Source organism: Mesorhizobium sp. M0615, assembly GCF_040320805.1.
Classification (GTDB): Bacteria; Pseudomonadota; Alphaproteobacteria; order Rhizobiales; family Rhizobiaceae; genus Mesorhizobium.
On sequence record NZ_JAMYQI010000010.1, the window covers coordinates 174804 to 188991 of the forward strand.

General features: G+C 62.9%; 14 protein-coding genes and 1 pseudogene. 12 read left to right on the forward strand and 3 right to left on the reverse strand.

Features of this window, described 5'->3' with window-relative positions; translation table 11 throughout:
• The first annotated feature begins 2 nt into the window (after positions 1 to 2).
• The 9 genes from ybgC to ftsH all read left to right on the forward strand — a co-directional run bounded on the left by ybgC (position 3) and on the right by ftsH (position 10004).
• Positions 3 to 473, forward strand: a complete 471-nt coding sequence (gene ybgC, locus NKI46_RS19340) for a tol-pal system-associated acyl-CoA thioesterase (protein ID WP_023673845.1) — start codon at positions 3 to 5, stop codon at positions 471 to 473.
• A gap of 311 nt (positions 474 to 784) precedes the next feature.
• Positions 785 to 1495 (forward strand): protein TolQ, encoded by a 711-nt coding sequence (gene tolQ / locus NKI46_RS19345; RefSeq protein WP_023673844.1) that lies wholly within the window; start codon positions 785 to 787, stop codon positions 1493 to 1495.
• Between the two features lie 9 nt (positions 1496 to 1504).
• Positions 1505 to 1957 carry a protein TolR gene (gene tolR, locus NKI46_RS19350; protein WP_352747444.1) on the forward strand — a complete coding sequence of 151 codons (453 nt, stop codon included), beginning with the start codon at positions 1505 to 1507 and terminating at the stop codon, positions 1955 to 1957.
• 7 nt (positions 1958 to 1964) lie between these two features.
• Positions 1965 to 3122, forward strand: a complete 1158-nt coding sequence (gene tolA / locus NKI46_RS19355) for a cell envelope integrity protein TolA (protein WP_023737861.1) — start codon at positions 1965 to 1967, stop codon at positions 3120 to 3122.
• Positions 3123 to 3162: 40 nt separating this feature from the next.
• Complete coding sequence (gene tolB, locus NKI46_RS19360) at positions 3163 to 4467, forward strand: Tol-Pal system beta propeller repeat protein TolB (RefSeq protein ID WP_023737860.1); 1305 nt, start codon at positions 3163 to 3165, stop codon at positions 4465 to 4467.
• A 249-nt stretch (positions 4468 to 4716) separates the two neighbouring features.
• On the forward strand, positions 4717 to 5223 hold the full coding sequence (gene pal / locus NKI46_RS19365) for a peptidoglycan-associated lipoprotein Pal (protein WP_023684182.1): 507 nt from the start codon (positions 4717 to 4719) through the stop codon (positions 5221 to 5223).
• A gap of 211 nt (positions 5224 to 5434) precedes the next feature.
• Positions 5435 to 6517: a tol-pal system protein YbgF gene (gene ybgF / locus NKI46_RS19370; protein ID WP_023733018.1), complete on the forward strand. Its 1083-nt coding sequence runs from the start codon at positions 5435 to 5437 to the stop codon at positions 6515 to 6517.
• Between the two features lie 51 nt (positions 6518 to 6568).
• Positions 6569 to 7975 carry a tRNA lysidine(34) synthetase TilS gene (gene tilS, locus NKI46_RS19375; RefSeq protein WP_352747447.1) on the forward strand — a complete coding sequence of 469 codons (1407 nt, stop codon included), beginning with the start codon at positions 6569 to 6571 and terminating at the stop codon, positions 7973 to 7975.
• A 103-nt stretch (positions 7976 to 8078) separates the two neighbouring features.
• Complete coding sequence (ftsH, locus tag NKI46_RS19380; RefSeq protein WP_023684183.1) at positions 8079 to 10004, forward strand: ATP-dependent zinc metalloprotease FtsH; 1926 nt, start codon at positions 8079 to 8081, stop codon at positions 10002 to 10004.
• Between the two features lie 66 nt (positions 10005 to 10070).
• Here the strand turns inward: ftsH and NKI46_RS19385 are convergent, their stop codons facing one another.
• Positions 10071 to 10409, reverse strand: coding sequence for a winged helix-turn-helix transcriptional regulator (locus NKI46_RS19385; RefSeq protein WP_023673597.1), 339 nt, complete (start codon positions 10407 to 10409; stop codon positions 10071 to 10073).
• A gap of 215 nt (positions 10410 to 10624) precedes the next feature.
• On the opposite strand from NKI46_RS19385, the gene NKI46_RS19390 reads away from it, so the two are divergent.
• The 3 genes and pseudogenes from NKI46_RS19390 (at position 10625) to NKI46_RS19400 (ending at position 12288) form a co-directional block, all read left to right on the forward strand.
• Positions 10625 to 11389: an SDR family oxidoreductase gene (locus NKI46_RS19390; RefSeq protein WP_352747450.1), complete on the forward strand. Its 765-nt coding sequence runs from the start codon at positions 10625 to 10627 to the stop codon at positions 11387 to 11389.
• A 61-nt stretch (positions 11390 to 11450) separates the two neighbouring features.
• A pseudogene (locus NKI46_RS19395) lies at positions 11451 to 11813 on the forward strand (NAD(P)-binding domain-containing protein); the annotation flags it as partial.
• Between the two features lie 133 nt (positions 11814 to 11946).
• On the forward strand, positions 11947 to 12288 hold the full coding sequence (locus NKI46_RS19400) for an imine reductase family protein (RefSeq protein ID WP_352747565.1): 342 nt from the start codon (positions 11947 to 11949) through the stop codon (positions 12286 to 12288).
• A gap of 73 nt (positions 12289 to 12361) precedes the next feature.
• On the opposite strand, the gene NKI46_RS19405 is transcribed toward NKI46_RS19400, so the two are convergent.
• Together NKI46_RS19405 and NKI46_RS19410 are read right to left on the reverse strand one after the other, a co-directional pair.
• Positions 12362 to 12814: a hypothetical protein gene (locus NKI46_RS19405; RefSeq protein ID WP_352747568.1), complete on the reverse strand. Its 453-nt coding sequence runs from the start codon at positions 12812 to 12814 to the stop codon at positions 12362 to 12364.
• A gap of 240 nt (positions 12815 to 13054) precedes the next feature.
• Positions 13055 to 14056 (reverse strand): hypothetical protein, encoded by a 1002-nt coding sequence (locus NKI46_RS19410; RefSeq protein WP_352747453.1) that lies wholly within the window; start codon positions 14054 to 14056, stop codon positions 13055 to 13057.
• Positions 14057 to 14188: the final 132 nt, after the last annotated feature.

Genomic DNA, 14188 nt, shown 5'->3' on the forward strand with positions numbered 1-14188 from the left:
CGATGGACGATCATGGTGAATCGGCGGCGCTTGCCGGCGGGCTTTCCGGAGCCTTGACGGAATTCGGCCATCGGCTGATGGCGCGAGTCTATTATGCCGACACCGATTTTTCCGGCGTCGTCTACCACGCGCGCTATCTCGAATTCTTCGAGCGCGGCCGCTCGGACTATCTCAGGCTGGCGGGCGTCCACCACACAGAACTTCACGAAGGCAAGCACGGCGAACGGATCGTCTGGGTGGTACGGCGGATGGAGATAGATTTCCGCTCGCCTGCCCGCATGGACGACATCCTGACCATCGACACATCAACGCAGGATATTTCCGGCGCTCGCATCGTCATGGCGCAGCAATTGAAACGCGGGACAGAGGTACTGGTCGAAGCAAAGGTCGAGGCGGCGATCATTGGCGAGAACGGCCGGCCGAAGCGCTTTCCGAAAGAATGGATCGCGGCCTTTCTACCAGGAGCAAGCTGATATCAAGGCTGCCGGCCGGCAACGAGCGGCCAATCGGCAACGCATTCGATTGTGGATGGACGGCCTGCGGCGTCGCTGGGCGCGGCAATGCGCCGCGCCATATTTCCTAACCCATCCTTAACCATAACGGTTCATGAAGAGATTGGTGAAGATTGGAAGAATCCGCGCGCCTTCCTTTCACCAATATTTGCCCTGAAAAGGCCGCCAACGGTGCATTTTGGGGTTAATCCGGAAGCCAAGCGCGAACGGACCACAAGGGATGCCCATGGGCCAGCCGCCAGCCATGCCCGGAAAATCTTAAGGACTGAAGCATGGAAACTACCGCACTCGCCGATCCGGCAGCGCAATTGTCGATTTGGGCGCTGTTCACACAGGCCAGCTGGGTGGTCAAGCTGGTCATGATAGGTCTGCTCTGCGCCTCGGTCTGGACCTGGGCGATTATCGTCGACAAGCTGGTCAGCTATGCCCGCATGCGTCTGTCGCTCAATCGCTTCGAACAGGTGTTCTGGTCGGGGCAGTCGCTGGAAGAGCTCTATCGCACGCTTGCCGACCGGAAGACCACGGGCATGGGTGCGATCTTCGTCGCCGCCATGCGCGAATGGAAGAAGAGCTTCGAGAAGGGGGCCAAATCGCCGCTCGGCCTGCAGACCCGCATCGACAAGGCGATGGACCTGGCGTTGACGCGCGAGATGGAGAAGCTGGAGGGCCGTCTCGGCTTTCTCGCCACCACCGGTTCGGCTGCACCCTTCATCGGCCTGTTCGGCACCGTCATCGGCATCATGACCTCGTTCCAGGCGATTGCCGGTTCGAAAAACACCAGTCTCGCGGTTGTTGCACCCGGCATTGCCGAAGCGCTGCTGGCGACGGCCATCGGTCTTCTCGCCGCCATACCGGCGGTTATCGCCTACAACAAGCTGTCATCCGACGCGAACAAGATCGCGGTGCGGATGGAAGGGTTCTCGGATGAGTTCTCCGCCATACTCTCGCGCCAAATCGATGAAAAAGTAGCGCCTAAGGGCTGAGGTAAGAAGATGGGTATGTCGGTTGGCATGGCAGGACGCGGCGGACGCGGGCACAGGCGGCGCGGCCGCCACCATGCATTGATGTCGGAAATCAACGTCACGCCGATGGTCGACGTGATGCTGGTGCTCTTGATCATCTTCATGGTCGCCGCACCTATGTTGACGGTCGGCGTGCCGGTCGACCTGCCGGAGACTAAGGCCAAGGCTCTGAACGCCGACACCCAGCCGATCACCGTTTCGATCGACGCGGCCGGCAAGATTTTCCTGCAGGAGACCGAAATCCCAAGGGAAGAGCTGGTCGCCAAACTGCAGGCGATTTCCAAGACCGGCTACGAAGAGCGCATCTTCATCCGAGGCGACAAGGCGACCAACTATGGCGCCGCGATGGAGGTCATGGCCCTCATCCAGGCCGCCGGCTACAAGAATATCGGCCTGATTTCACTGCAGCAACAGGATCAGTAGACGCACGATGAAGACCGGCCTCACCACATCGGTGATACTGCATACGGTGGCACTGGCTTTCGGCCTGTTCACCCTGTCGGCGCCGGCCGCGCTGCCGTCCACGGATGTCGAGTCGATAGCGGTCGACATCGTTCCCATGGAAGCCATTGCGCAGACGCTGCAGGGCGACAAGAAGGCGGTGATGCATGAAAAGCCGGCGCCGATGCCGACCAAGCGTCCCGACATCGTGCCAGATGCACAGAAGATCGGCGAGAACAGCGTTGATACCGACAAGCCGGTGACGGACGAGCCCAAGCCGAAGCCGGTGGAGAAAACAGCGACGGCTGCTCCGGCTCCGACGCCGACCGAGAAGCCGAAACCCGAGGACGCGCCGAAACCGAAGGAAGTGCCGAAGCCGACGCCGGCGACGGAGGTGGCACCAACGCCGCAGCCGAAGGAAGAGGTCAAGCCCGAGCCGGTGAAACAGGTTGAACCGAAGCCGACCCCGGTGAAGGAGCCTGCACCAACACCGCAGCCGGACACGACCGCCGCCATAGAGCCGAAGCCACGCGTGAAGCCCGACGCGGTCGCCGAAGCCATATCGGATCAGCAGCCTCTGGAAGAAGCGCAGCTTCCGACTTCCGCTCCTGCTCCGGAAGCACGGCCGAAGCCGCAACCGGCGCAGGCTGAAAGCGCGAAGGCTCCGGACCGCAAGGACGCCGACAAGCCGGTCAAGGAAGCCTCGTCGAAGCCGAAGTCCGAGGAAAAGCAGTTCAATGAAGGTGAGATCACTGCTCTGCTCGACAAGCAGAAGCCTTCTGGCGGCGGCGCCAAGCGCTCGACGCAGCAGGCGTCGCTCGGCGCCGACAAGACCCAGGGCCAGAAACTGTCGCAGGCCGAAATGGGCACTTTGTCGGATCAGCTGGGCAATAGCTGGACCCTTCCGGTGGGGGTTGAGGGCTCGGAAAACTTCGTCGCCGTGATCGTGTTCAATCTCGATGCCTCCGGCAAGCTCGAAGGCCGTCCGACCGTCGAAAAATCGAGCGGAAACCGCCAATTCGACGAGAGTGCGGTACGTGCCGTCCAGAAGGCAAACATGGCTGGCCTGCAAGTTCCTGCCGGCAAGCATGATATCTGGGCCCAGGTTCGAGTCACTTTCGACCCCAGGGAGATGCTGGGGCTCTAGGCCTGGTATCCACAAAATCAGTTACGAGAAGCGAGAAGACATGAAATCCATCCTCAAGCCGCTCCTGACGATTGCAGCCATGGCGCTGGGCATGACTGCCGTTGCCACCTTGCCGGCGCGAGCACTCGTCGAGATCAACGTCAACAAGGGCAATGTCGAACCGTTGCCGATCGCAATCACCGATTTTCAAGGTGAGCTTGGCGCCCAGATTTCCGATATCGTCAGCGCCGACCTGAAACGCTCAGGCCTGTTCGCACCGATAGACAAGAACGCCTTCATCGAGAAGATCGCCAATCCGGATGCGCAGCCGCGCTTCGACGACTGGAAGGTGATCAATGCGCAGGCGCTGGTTACCGGCAGTGTCGCAAAGGAGGCGGACGGCCGTATCCGCGCCCAATACAGACTGTGGGATACTTTTGCCGGCCAACAGATGTCGGGCGAACAGTTCTTCGCCAATGATGCCAATCAGCGCCGCGTCGCCCACATCATCGCCGATGCGATCTACGAGAGGCTCACCGGCGAGAAGGGCTATTTCGACACCCGCGTCGTCTTCATCGACGAATCCGGCGCCAAGAATGCGCGCAAGAAGCGGCTCGCCATCATGGACCAGGACGGCGCCAATGTGCGCTATCTCTCGGACGGCCGCTCGATCGTGCTGACACCGCGTTTCTCGCCGAACCGGCAGGAAATCACTTACATGTCGTACGAAAGCGGCCAGCCGCGGGTCTATCTGCTGCAGATCGAGACCGGACAGCGCGAACTGGTCGGCAACTTTCCCGGCATGACCTTTGCGCCGCGCTTCTCGCCCGACGGCCAGAAGGTGATCATGAGCCTGCTGCGCGATGACGGCAATTCCAACATCTTCGCCATGGATCTGCGAAGCCGCTCGACCACCCGGCTGACCAACTCGACCGCCATCGACACCTCGCCCTCTTATTCGCCCGACGGCAGCAAGGTGGTATTCACTTCCGATCGTGGCGGCCGTGCGCAGATTTATGTGATGGGCGCCGACGGCTCGGGCCAGACCCGCATTTCGTTCGGCGACGGCGTCTATTCGACGCCGGTGTGGTCGCCGCGCGGCGACCTCGTCGCCTTCACCAAGCAGACCGGCGGCGAATTCCAGATCGGCGTCATGAAGACCGACGGTTCGGGCGAGCGCATCCTCTCCTCGGGCTTCCAGCAGGAGGGACCGACCTGGGCGCCCAACGGCCGCGTGCTGATGTTCTTCCGCGACTCCGCCGGCGGCCCAAAACTGGTTTCCGTCGATCTCACCGGCCGCAACGAACAGTCGATCCCGACCGCGAATTTCGCGTCGGATCCCGCCTGGTCGCCGCTGCTGGAGTAGGTTCGGCCGAATTGCCACACCTGCTAAAAAGGGGCCCGTTTGGCCCCTTTTCCATTCATTAGTCGCGTTTCGGCCGCATTTCCGCCTAGGGTCCGCGCCAACTGTGACCGTGGATTTGAAGGTCGTGGACGGACGATCGAAACCAAACATTAACCGTATTTCTTGAATGCCGGTTAACCCAAACGTGGTTACTGGGTGATCAACGAAATCACTCGAAATACGATCACTCGAATACGAAGGAGAGGCGGCATGGGCCGTATCGCAGCACTTACCAGAAACCCGGCGATGATCGCCCTGATCGCGATGCTCGCCATCACCGGTTGCGCCTCGAAGAAAACCCCGAACAACGCTGCCGATCTCGGTCTCAATGGCGCGGGTGCCGCAACGCCGGGCTCGGCGCAGGACTTCACCGTCAACATTGGCGACCGCATCTTCTTTGACACGGACTCGACCGCGATCCGCGCCGATGCGCAGACGACGCTGTCGCGGCAGGCACAGTGGCTCAACCAGTACAAGCAGTACGCCATCGTCGTCGAAGGCCATGCTGACGAACGCGGCACACGTGAATACAATCTGGCTCTCGGCGCCCGCCGCGCCGCCGCCACTCGCGACTTCCTGGTCGCCAGGGGCGTCTCGGCGAGCCGATTGAAGACGATTTCCTACGGCAAGGAACGTCCGGTCGCGGTCTGCGACGACATCTCCTGCTGGTCGCAGAATCGCCGCGCCGTCACCACGCTCTCCGGCGCCGGCTCCTGATGAGTAAGACGGCGGCCTTAGTCGCATAATTGCAACACCTCCATGCGAAAGGCGGCCTTGTGGCCGCCTTTTTCAGTTTCGGCCCCGGAAACAAACCCGGAAACAAAATTTGGCCGAAGTCTCGCCTCCTGCTAAGAGCCGAGGGCGTCGTGCCGGTCCCACTGTGATCGGAAGGCGCGAACAGGCTCACGATATTCACGGCGAGAGGCACATGCATTTCAGATCGGTCTTGAGCGGCACGCTTGCGCTGCTGCTCGTATCAGGCTTCGCGGCTTCTGCGAGCGGCACCGGACAACCCGCGGATAGCGGCTTTTCCTTCCATCTGCCGACGCTCGGCATTTTCGGCAAGAAGGAGAAGCCGGAGCAGCAACAGATCGCGCAGCAGCAGGACGGCACCGCCGCCGCGGGGCTGGAAGATCAGCTCCGGCAGATGAACGGCAAGCTCGAGGAACTCAACTTCCAGATCCTGCAGATGCAGGAGCAGATGCGCAAGCAGCAGGAAGACAACGAGTTCCGCTTCCAGCAGTTGGAAGGCGGCTCCAGCGGGCAGCCGCCGGCCCAGAAGAAATCGGAGGCCGCGCCGCAGGACGGTGGCGCGGGCACCGGCGTCGCCGAGGCCCCGGCAGACCAGGCGCCGGCCGATGCCGGCGCGCAGTCGGATGGCGGCCAGAGCGTCGGCGAGGTCATCGTCGAATCGCAGACCGGCGATCCCGGCAAGGTGATCAACGGCACGCCGCCCAAGACCTTCGGCACCATCACCGTCGACAAGAACGGCAATGTAATCGACGCCGGCGGCAACACGCAGGCAGCGGCGCCGGCGGAAGGTGCGGCTCCCGCCGCCGAGGCGCCGGCTGCCGGGGCTAAGACCGGCAAGTCGGACGGCACGGTGGTGGCGGCGCTGCCTGCCACCAACAACCCGGAAGAGATCTACCGCAACTCCTACCAGTTCATCCTGTCGGGCGACTACAGCACCGCCGAGCAGGGTTTTCGCGACCACATCGCCCGGTTCCCGAAGGACGCCAAGGCGGCGGACGCGCATTACTGGCTTGGCGAATCGCTGCTTGGCCAGCAGAAGTATCATGACGCTGCCGAGGTTTTCCTCTCCGCCAGCAAGGACTATCCGAAGGCCAAGAAGGCGCCTGACATGCTCCTGAAGCTTGGCGTGTCGCTGGTCGGCCTCAAGCAGAAGGATGTCGCCTGCGCCACCTTCGGCGAGATCGGCAAGCGCTATCCCGATATTTCGGCCGCGCTCAAGGAACGCGTCAAGCAGGAGAGGGCGCTGGCGGCGTGCTAGTCTTTGCCGTGTTGTCCCAGAACCGGGACCACTTTTGCGCGACATGCATTGATGCTCGATACCGAGCCTGACCTTTCGAATTTTTCGCAGATCGACTTTACCAACGGCGCGCTTGCGGCCGTGTCCGGCGGCAGCGACTCGACCGCCCTCCTTCTTCTCCTCAAGGCTCACCTCGGCCGCAGCGCCCCGACAGCCCGGCTGCTGGCGGTGACGATCGACCACGGCCTGCGTCCGGAAGCAGCAGCCGAAGCGCGCAGCGTGGCAAAGCTTTGTGCCGAGCGCGGCATCGCGCACCGGACGCTCAACTGGTCCGGCACCAAGCCGTCGGCCGGCCTGCCCGCGGCGGCGCGCGAGGCGCGCTACCGGTTCCTGGCCGAGGCAGCGCAGGCGCAAGGCATTGGTGTGATCGTGACCGGCCACACCGCCGACGACCAGGCCGAGACCGTCCTGATGCGAGCCGCGCGGAATGATGGGCGAGAGCTTGCAGGCCGAGGTCTGGCCGGCATGGCGCCTGCCACTCTCTATGACTGGCGGACCTGGATCGCGCGGCCGCTGCTCGGCGCTCGGCGCGCGGCGTTGCGCGCCTTCCTGCAGCGCGAACATGTCGGCTGGGTCGAGGATCCGACCAACATCGACACGAATTTCGAACGCGCGCGCATCCGCGCCGTGCTCGGCGAAGACCGGAGCGGGCAGCGTTTTGCCGAAGCGATCGGCCTGGCCAGGCGGGCCGCCGGCGAGCGCGAACAACTCGGTCGCCGCGCCGCCGCCCTGATCGGTGAATTTGCCAGCCGGCCGGCGAGGGGTCTCATCCGTCTCGATCCCGGTCTTGCCGAAGCTGACGACACGCGAGCCGCGGTCTATGCGCTGCGTGTCCTGCTGGCGGCGACGGGCGGCACCGCCTTGTTGCCGGACCAGGCGCGCGGCGAAGCGCTGTTCGAGCAAATGCGGGCCGGACCGCTTTGCGCCACATTGTCGCGGACGGTGGTCGATATCAGGCGAAACGGCATCTTCCTGCGCCGTGAATCGCGCGACCTGCCGCGTTCCGCGCCGGCAGCTGGCACTCTGCTCTGGGACGGTCGCCGGCGGATCACGCCAGACATCGAAGCCGGGGCGATCACATTGGGCGACAGTCCGGGTGCATGGTTGATCGCGCCGCTTGGCGCCGCTGCCGCCGCCAGAACGCCGATTGCCGGGGATGGCGCGCCGCCAAGCCTTGTGCGCGCCGCCCTGGCTGCGGAACCGGCGCTGTGGCGCGGCGGCGAATGCCGTGGTTTTGCAGAGGATGTAGCGTGGGCGCCGGCAGCCGCCGTCAGCCCCGCCGTTGCCCCCTTTGCCCGTTTCCTGCCGTGCTTCGATCTGGTGTTGGCGCAGGCCGTCGCCGAGTTGATCGGCGCACCGCCTGTCCCGGCTTGCCCTTTGGCCGCCACAGTGCCGGTTGATCATGGCGCGAAAGCTTAACCCAGACGTGCTGTTATGCTTGGCAAGGGGGGGCGCTCTCCCTATGTTAGGCGCAAGTTTCCTCTCATGACGCGTGTCCCAGCGGGCACCAACGGGACAATTGATGAATCCGAATTATCGCAATCTCGCGCTCTGGGCGATCATAGCGGTCCTGCTCATTGCTCTCTTCAATCTGTTCCAGACGCCACAGACGCGTGGGGCCTCCACCGACGTTCCCTACTCGCAGTTCCTGCAGGAGGTCGCGGCGGGCCGGGTCAAGACGGTGGTCATCACTGGACCCCGCATCACGGGCACCTATAGCGACAACGCCAACGGCTTCCAGACGTATTCGCCTGGCGATCCGCAGCTGGTCTCGCGGCTGCAGGACAAGAACGTCACCATCAATGCGCGCGCTGAGAACGACGGCTCGGGCGGGTTGATCAGCATGCTCCTCTCGTGGCTGCCGATGATCCTGATCCTTGGCGTGTGGATATTCTTCATGCGCCAGATGCAGTCCGGCTCTGGCCGCGCCATGGGTTTCGGCAAGTCGAAGGCCAAGCTTCTCACTGAGGCGCATGGCCGCGTCACCTTCCAGGATGTCGCCGGCGTCGACGAGGCCAAGGAAGATCTGGAGGAGATCGTCGAGTTCCTGCGCGATCCGCAGAAGTTCCAGCGCCTCGGCGGCAAGATCCCGCGCGGCGTGCTTCTGGTCGGACCTCCCGGCACCGGCAAGACGCTGCTCGCCCGCTCCGTCGCCGGCGAAGCGAATGTGCCGTTCTTTACCATTTCGGGTTCCGACTTCGTCGAGATGTTCGTCGGCGTCGGCGCAAGCCGTGTCCGCGACATGTTCGACCAGGCCAAGAAGAATGCTCCCTGCATCATCTTCATCGACGAAATCGACGCTGTCGGCCGCCATCGCGGCGCCGGCCTCGGCGGTGGCAATGATGAGCGCGAACAGACGCTGAACCAGCTGCTGGTCGAGATGGACGGATTCGAGTCCAACGAGAGCATCATCCTGATCGCCGCCACCAACCGGCCCGACGTGCTCGACCCGGCGCTGCTGCGTCCGGGCCGTTTCGACCGCCAGGTGGTGGTGCCGAACCCCGACATCGTCGGCCGCGAGAAGATCCTCAAGGTGCATGTGCGCAACGTGCCGCTGGCGCCGAATGTCGACCTCAAGGTGATCGCACGCGGCACGCCGGGCTTCTCGGGCGCCGACCTGATGAACCTGGTCAATGAATCCGCTCTGATGGCGGCGCGCCGCAACAAGCGCCTTGTCACTATGGCCGAGTTCGAGGACGCCAAGGACAAGATCATGATGGGCGCCGAGCGCCGCTCGTCGGCCATGACCCAGGCCGAAAAGGAACTCACGGCCTATCACGAGGCCGGCCACGCCATCCTGGCGCTCAACGTGCCGTCGGCCGATCCGCTGCACAAGGCGACCATCATCCCGCGCGGTCGCGCGCTCGGCATGGTCATGCAGCTGCCGGAAGGCGATCGCTATTCGATGAGCTACAAATACATGATCTCGCGGCTTGCCATCATGATGGGCGGCCGCGTCGCAGAGGAGTTCAAGTTCGGCAAGGAGAACATCACCTCCGGCGCCTCTTCGGACATCGAGCAGGCGACAAAGCTGGCGCGCGCCATGGTCACGCGCTGGGGCTTCTCCGACAAGCTCGGCCATGTCGCCTATGGCGACAACCAGGAAGAGGTTTTCCTCGGCCATTCGGTGGCGCGCACGCAGAACGTCTCGGAAGAGACCGCGCAGATCATCGACGCCGAAGTGCGCCGGCTGATCGACGAGGCCTATGTCACGGCCAAGTCCATTCTGACCAAGAAGAAGAAGGAATGGATCGCCCTGGCGCAGGGCCTGCTCGAATACGAGACGCTTTCGGGCGAAGAGATCAAGCAGCTGATCGCCGGGCAGAAGCCCGCGCGAGATTTGGGGGATGACACCCCCACAAGCCGCGGCTCGGCTGTGCCGAAGTCCGGCCGCCGCAAGAAGGGTCCCGAGCCCGAAGGCGGCATGGAGCCTCAGCCGTCGAGCTGAGCTGACATCACTTGATGCAAGAAAACGCCGCGGCTCAATCCGCGGCGTTTTGCTATTCAGGGTCTCTCAAAGAGCATGCGGGACGGATGCATTTGCTTTGCCGGGGCGCACACCGTCAGTCCGGCCAGCATGTTGCTTGCCCCATCTGGCCAGCGGGATCAGGGCATTGTCCAGCTCGATGCCGAATTCGGTAATCGAGTATTCGACCCTCGGCGGCACCTCGGGAAAGATTTCGCGATGGACGATGCCGTCGGCCTCCATTTCGCGCAGCTGTTGGATCAGCATCTTTTCGCTGATGTCAGGCACCAGCCGCTTCAGCTCACCGAATCGTGCCGGCGCCTTGTGAATCTGCCAGAGCAGTAGCGCCTTCCATTTGCCGCTGATGACCTCCAGCGCCGGCCCCAATCCGCAACTATCTGGCTGTTTCTTTCCCATGTTTCATCCAATTCTGAGCAATCGGTGGGTAGCTTACATTTTTGTCGGTACTTGAGAAAAACCAAGCCGGTCCATAGCTTCAAACCAGCTCGCCGGCATCGGCGAACACCACAACATCATATCGGTACCTCGCTTCGACCTGCAAAGGCCGTCGGCGGCCGGATTTTGTCAAAAACGGATGGATCATGACACGATACGCAAACAAGAAGGCCGTTGTCATCGGCGGGACGCACGGCATGGGGCTCGCCGTTGCCGAAGCCCTGATCGAAAGCGGCGCCGAGGTCCTGGTCACCGGCCGCGACCAGCGCAACATCGAGGCCGCGCGAGCCAAGCTGCTTTCGCGAGCTCATGTCGTGCGGTCCAATATCTCAGACATGGCCGATATCGTCACGCTCGGTGCCGAAGTGGGGCAGAAGCTTGGCCAGATCGACTTCCTTCACGTCAATGCCGGGGTGGCCAATCTCGAACCCGTGGAGCGGGTCACCGAGGACAGTTACGATCGCACCTTCGACATCAACACCAAAGGCGCTTTCTTCACCGCGCAGCGCCTGCTGCCCCTCATCAGGGATGGTGGCGCCATAGTCTTCACCTCGTCGATCGCCGACGAATCCGGCACCGGCGGCATGAGCGTCTATTCCGGATCGAAGGCGGCACTGCGCGCCTTCGCCAAGGTCCTGGCCGCCGAGCTTCTGCCGCGCCGCATCCGCGTGAATGTGGTCAGCCCTGGTTTCATCGATACGCCGGCGATGGGTGTGGCCGATGCCTCGGCCGAGGAGCGGGCCGCCTTCATGGCGATCGGCGACGCGGTCGCGCCGATGAAGCGCCACGGCACGATGGAGGAGGTGGCGCGCGCAGTGCTGTTCCTGGCGTTCGACGCGACCTTCACCACGGGCGCGCGGCTGACCGTGGACGGTGGCCTTGGCCAGGACCTGAGCCCGACACCGGCGTAACCGCGCAACCAAACCAAGGAGAAGCAGAATGAGCGACATAACAGTAATCGGTCTCGGCGCCATGGGCACGGCGCTTGCCGAAGCCTTTCTGAACCAGGGGCATGCGGTGACGGTGTGGAACCGTTCTCCGGCAAAGGCTGAGGCTTTGGCAGCCAAGGGCGCCATTGTGGCCAAGAGTGTCGAGGAAGCCGTGAGATCGAGTCCACTGATCGTGGCGTGCCTGCTTGTCTATGACACCGCTCGTGAGGTGCTCGGCCCAAGCCGAGACGCGCTGTCGGGCCGCACATTGGTCAATCTCACCAACGGCACGCCCGAGCAGGCGCGGGCGATGTCGGGCTGGGCGGTGAGCCAGGGCGCCAGCTATATCGACGGCGGCATCATGGCGGTGCCACCGATGATCGGCGGGCCGCACGCCTTGATTCTCTACAGCGGTTCGCGCCAGGCGTTCGATGCCTGTTCGGGGCAGCTCGGAGCGCTCGGCACCAGCAAATTCCTCGGTGAGGATGCTGGCCTCGCGCCGCTCTATGATATCTCGCTTCTGACCGGCCATGTACGGCATGTTCGCGGGCGTTCTGCAGGCGTTGGCATTGACGGGCGCAGCAGGAATTCCGGCCGGCGAGTTCATGCCGCTGCTGGCCTCCTGGCTTCAGTCGATGCAAGGCCTGCTGCCGAAATGGGCGGAACAGATCGACAGTGGCGATCACACCAGCAATGTCGTTTCCAACCTGGGCATGCAGGCTGATGCCTACATCAATGTCATCGATGCCAGCAGGTCGGCTGATGTCAGCACCGAACTCGTCCTGCCGATGCAAAGCCTCATGAAGCGCGGGGTGGCTGCCGGCCAGGCCAATGCCGATCTTACAAGCCTGGTCGCACTGCTCTCGAAACAAGGCGCTTGACGGGGCAAGACCCAAGAGAAGGCCCGCCAACCTTGCGGTTGGGGGCCTTCGATCTTCAAACGCTGCTGGTCGATCAGCTCTTCAGCTTGGCGTTGCAGAGGCTGTAATAGCCGCCGCCCTTCTGGATCCAGCGAAGGCCGTTCAACGTACCCGCGTCCTTGTTGCCGTGGTAGCCCTGCAGGCAGGTCTTCATCCGCGCCTTCGAGGGCTTCTCGGTCTTGAATTCGGCGGCGAGGCTGGTCGGGAATGTCACGCCCATCGGCGCTACAGCGGGGGCGACCGCCGCGCTGGTTTCCTTCTGCGACTGCGGCTCGGTTTTGACCGCATCCGCATTGGCACTCTCCGCAGCTGACGTCGCACACTTCTCTGTGCGGAAAGCGGTCCAATCCATGCCGTTCAGAGTGCCGCCTTCCTTGGCTGTGCGATAGGCCTCGCCGCATTCCTTCATCGTCAGTGCGCTTGCAGGGGCGACGCTCCAAGCAATCCATGCCGTCACAGCCAATGCCGCCAATTTCAATCTGGACATAAGACCCTCCTGGTTGACAAAAGTTCGATGTCCTTTTGTATACCATTTGTTCTTCATATGTTCAATTGGAATCTTTGCGAACCAACCATAAGTCTGCGGTGGGCAGTGTGGGCGAATAGATGATGCCAACACCTTCCGCGATATGTAAACGCGAGCAACGCCAGGTGTCTTCGAGCGCAATAAAAAGGCCCGCGCATGCTGCGATGCGCGGGCCATTGTCTGGAGAATATGGCTACGCGATCAGCTCTTCAGCTTGGCATTGCAGAGGCTGTAGAAGCCGCCGCCCTTCTGGATCCAGCGCAGGCCATTCAGCGTGTTGGCGTCCTTGTTGGCATAATACACCTCGAGGCAGGTATGCATGCGGCCCTTGGCCGGCGTCTCGCCGGCGTATTTCTTTGAGATCGCGGCCGGGAACTTGACACCTTTCGGAGCGCTGACCGAGGGCTTCTCGGGCTCGCTGGTATAGGTCGCCTCGCTCGGAGCCGGCACGGTGTCGTCGTCATCTGCGCCGGCGCCGCATTCGGCCTTGCGGAAGTCGTTCCACTTCTTGCCACCCAGCGTATTGGCAGACTTGGCAGCCTGGTACTTGGCGCTGCAATCGGCCATGCTCAGGCCCTTGCCGCTGCTGTCGGCAGCTGCCTTGGTGTTTGCCTTGGCGGGTGCTTCCCCGGCCGAAGCCCCGGCGGCGCATTCGGTCTTGCGGAAGTCGTTCCACTTCACGCCGTTCAGCGTGCCGGCGGCCTTTGCCGCCTGGTATCTGGTGCTGCATTCCTTGGCCGTCAGGCCCTTGGCGCCATCGTCGGTTGTGGCTGCGGCCTTGGTCGTGGCCTTGGCCGGTTCTGCCGAGGCGGATGCGCCGGCGGCGCATTCGGTCTTGCGGAAGTCGTTCCACTTTGCGCCATTGAGCGTACCGGCGGCCTTGGCAGCCTGGTACTTAGCGCTGCATTCCTTGGCCGTCAGACCCTTGGCGCCATCATCAGCAGCGGCGGCCTTGGTCGTGTCCGTCTTGGCCGCAGCGGCCTTCTTGGCCGCCGGCTTTGCGGTCTCGGTGGTGGCCGCCGCGTCGGTGCCGCACTCGGCCTTCCGATACTGATTCCAGGTCTGCCCCCTCAGCGTGCCGGCGTCCTTGGCGGCATTATACTTGGTACTACACTGGGCCATGGTCAGCGCGCTGGCGGGCGCCGCCATGAACAAGGTTGCGACGGCAAGACCCGTCAAAGTTGCAAGTCGGTGGATGAGCATGCGTTTCTCCCGTTGCTGCGCCCATAGGTTGTACCTGTGTAAATCAATAGCTCTCAACGCTAGGCTGCGCCAGATGTTAAACGGCGTTCTCCCGATAAGGTGATGGATCCATTGCGATCTGCCCCCTCCAAC

Excerpts from the sequence above, each read along its gene's own strand:
- ybgF (WP_023733018.1), top strand. The coding sequence starts at position 5,435 with ATGCATTTCAGATCGGTCTTGAGCGGCACGCTTGCGCTGCTGCTCGTA.
- NKI46_RS19410 (WP_352747453.1), bottom strand. The coding sequence starts at position 14,056 with ATGCTCATCCACCGACTTGCAACTTTGACGGGTCTTGCCGTCGCAACC.
- ybgC (WP_023673845.1), top strand. The coding sequence starts at position 3 with ATGGACGATCATGGTGAATCGGCGGCGCTTGCCGGCGGGCTTTCCGGA.
- NKI46_RS19400 (WP_352747565.1), top strand. The coding sequence starts at position 11,947 with ATGTTCGCGGGCGTTCTGCAGGCGTTGGCATTGACGGGCGCAGCAGGA.
- NKI46_RS19405 (WP_352747568.1), bottom strand. The coding sequence starts at position 12,814 with ATGTCCAGATTGAAATTGGCGGCATTGGCTGTGACGGCATGGATTGCT.
- tolA (WP_023737861.1), top strand. The coding sequence starts at position 1,965 with ATGAAGACCGGCCTCACCACATCGGTGATACTGCATACGGTGGCACTG.
- tilS (WP_352747447.1), top strand. The coding sequence starts at position 6,569 with ATGCTCGATACCGAGCCTGACCTTTCGAATTTTTCGCAGATCGACTTT.
- NKI46_RS19390 (WP_352747450.1), top strand. The coding sequence starts at position 10,625 with ATGACACGATACGCAAACAAGAAGGCCGTTGTCATCGGCGGGACGCAC.
- ftsH (WP_023684183.1), top strand. The coding sequence starts at position 8,079 with ATGAATCCGAATTATCGCAATCTCGCGCTCTGGGCGATCATAGCGGTC.
- tolQ (WP_023673844.1), top strand. The coding sequence starts at position 785 with ATGGAAACTACCGCACTCGCCGATCCGGCAGCGCAATTGTCGATTTGG.
- pal (WP_023684182.1), top strand. The coding sequence starts at position 4,717 with ATGGGCCGTATCGCAGCACTTACCAGAAACCCGGCGATGATCGCCCTG.
- tolR (WP_352747444.1), top strand. The coding sequence starts at position 1,505 with ATGGGTATGTCGGTTGGCATGGCAGGACGCGGCGGACGCGGGCACAGG.
- tolB (WP_023737860.1), top strand. The coding sequence starts at position 3,163 with ATGAAATCCATCCTCAAGCCGCTCCTGACGATTGCAGCCATGGCGCTG.